Annotated in this window: 3 protein-coding genes and 1 pseudogene; all 4 read left to right on the forward strand. The window is 64.2% G+C overall.

Translation table 11 applies throughout. The features are described 5' to 3' along the window. The first annotated feature begins 149 nt into the window (after window positions 1-149). Entirely contained in the window at window positions 150-527 is a 378-nt protein-coding gene (locus tag HBH26_RS20305; RefSeq protein WP_004212880.1) for a hypothetical protein, read from the forward strand. A gap of 47 nt (window positions 528-574) precedes the next feature. Next, a complete protein-coding gene (locus HBH26_RS20310) occupies window positions 575-988 on the forward strand; it encodes a hypothetical protein (RefSeq protein WP_004212881.1) in 414 nt (137 codons plus the stop codon). A 3-nt stretch (window positions 989-991) separates the two neighbouring features. Beyond that, on the forward strand, window positions 992-1,678 hold the full coding sequence (locus HBH26_RS20315; RefSeq protein ID WP_004212882.1) for a ZIP family metal transporter: 687 nt from the start codon (window positions 992-994) through the stop codon (window positions 1,676-1,678). After that, a pseudogene (locus HBH26_RS20320) lies at window positions 1,675-1,965 on the forward strand (cation transporter); the annotation flags it as partial. The gene HBH26_RS20315 and the pseudogene HBH26_RS20320, both read left to right, overlap by 4 nt. Between the last annotated feature and the right edge of the window lie 124 nt (window positions 1,966-2,089).

Genomic DNA, 2,089 nt, shown 5'->3' on the forward strand with positions numbered 1-2,089 from the left:
TCGGGCTACGCCCGCCCTACGCCGCAACCAGCGCGAACGGTGCGACCCCCATACCCGTCACGCTGCTTGACGAAGGGGGTCCCTTTTGCACGCCGATAGGGGGTCCTTTTTGGACGCCGATTGACATTCCGCTACAGGAGGAAGGCGCGATGATGATGCACTGTAAGCGGGTGCTGCCCGCCGTCATCCTCGTTGTCGGGCTCGCGGCGTGCTCGGAAAGAAAGCCGCCAGCCCCGCCAACGGAGCAGCAGATCCATTCGTCCGACAGCGCCGTGGCGACCGGGGAAATGGGGCGGCATAGATATCGCTGTTCCGACGGGGAACCGCTGTTCGTCGATTACAAGGACAACGGCCTGCAGATCGATTTGCGGCGCTCCAACGGGGGACCGCCGATGATGCTGACCGCGCCAGCGCAGGGCCTGCAATATGTCGGCGAAACAGCCACCGCGACCTTCAAGGGGTCGCAGCTCACCATCGTGGAAGGCGATGGCCGTACCCGGATCTGCGAGCGGGAAGGCACGCGATGAACTGCCCTGCCTTCGAACGCCACAGGGCGCTTCGTCGGAAGAGACCGATGTCTGACACGTCGATTTCAAATGTGACAACCTTGTGCGGCCTGAATCGGGCCGGTCTGGCGATCGCGCGCCTCGGCGTCGTTCTCGTCTCCGGGGCGGTTATAGGGGCGTGTAATCCAGCGCCGACCCAGCCTACCGAGCCGGCGCATGAAAAGCATCTGACGTCGAAACTAATCGCGCAGCGCATCATGTACTGCGACGACGGCACACGCGCCGATGTCGACTTCATCGATGACGGCTTGAAAATGGCCGTCACCTGGCTGCCGAAGGGCAGGACCGAGATCCTGCGCGCGCAGCGAACCGGTGACGAGTTTCGCGGCGACCATTCGCGGGCTGTCGTGGCGGGCGGATCGATCGCGTTCACGCGACGCGGGAAGATCCGCGTCTGCCACCGAACCCCGGAGGAGTCCTAGGAAATGCAGGCACTGCTCTATACGCTTGCGCCTGTGCTGGCGGTCGTGCTCGGCGCGATTGTCGCGAGCCGCACCAAGTTGAAACCTGGCCTCGTGGCGGGCCTACAGCATCTCGCTGCCGGCGTCGTGTTCGCGGCGGCAGCGACCGAAATCCTGCCGCAGGTCAAGCATGAGGCATCGCCCAGCGCGACGTTGATCGGCGGGGCGGCGGGCGTCGCGACCATGCTGGGGCTCAAGGCTCTTGAGGCCCGCTTCAAGGGGCCGATGGCGCTACTCGCCGCGATCGGCATCGACATTCTGGTCGACGGCCTGGTGCTCGGCCTCGCTTTCGTGGCGGGCGAGAAGGCAGGTCTCCTGCTGACGATCGCGCTCACTCTGGAAGTGTTATTTCTGGGACTGACGCTGACCGACGAGCTGGCGGAAACCTATCGCTCGCGCTTGCGCATCATCGTGATCGTCTCGGCATTGGCCCTGCTGCTGCCGATCGGCGCGCTCGCTGCCGTGCCGGTCGCCGCGCTGTCGCCGGTGATGATCGCCGGCTTCCTCAGCTTCGGGCTGATGGCGCTGCTCTACCTCGTCACGGAGGAGTTGCTGGTCGAGGCGCACGAGAAACCCGACACCCCGCTCATCAGCTCGATGTTTTTCGTCGGCTTCCTGGCCCTGCTGACACTTGAGGAGATGATGGGATGATCCCGGGCAACGACAACAATGGCGGGCAGGAGCGCCGCACACTGTGGATCGTCCTGCTGCTGAACGCGGCGATCGCTGCGGGCTTCTTCGTTTCCGGCTTCTTCGCGGACTCGAGCGCGCTGATCGCCAACGGCGTCGACAACCTGTCCGATACGGCTGTGTATGCGCTGAGCCTTGTGGCGCTCACCCGGGGCCAGACATGGAAGACACGCGCCGCGGTCGCTTCGGGCGTCATGCTGCTGATCTTCGCGGGCGGCATCTTGATCGATGTCGGACGGCGCTACGTGTGACGGCCTGCAATGATGATCGGTTCGACGCGAGATAAAGGGCGCACTCTGGCGCATAGTCTGTGAGACCGTCGAGGTGCTTGGGCGCACGTTATTCGAGAACCAGCGTACGATCTTTGAGACG

This window comes from Sphingomonas corticis (assembly GCF_012035195.1).
GTDB lineage: Bacteria > Pseudomonadota > Alphaproteobacteria > Sphingomonadales > Sphingomonadaceae > Sphingomonas > Sphingomonas corticis.

Excerpts from the sequence above, each read along its gene's own strand:
- HBH26_RS20305 (WP_004212880.1), top strand. The coding sequence starts at position 150 with ATGATGATGCACTGTAAGCGGGTGCTGCCCGCCGTCATCCTCGTTGTC.
- HBH26_RS20310 (WP_004212881.1), top strand. The coding sequence starts at position 575 with ATGTCTGACACGTCGATTTCAAATGTGACAACCTTGTGCGGCCTGAAT.
- HBH26_RS20315 (WP_004212882.1), top strand. The coding sequence starts at position 992 with ATGCAGGCACTGCTCTATACGCTTGCGCCTGTGCTGGCGGTCGTGCTC.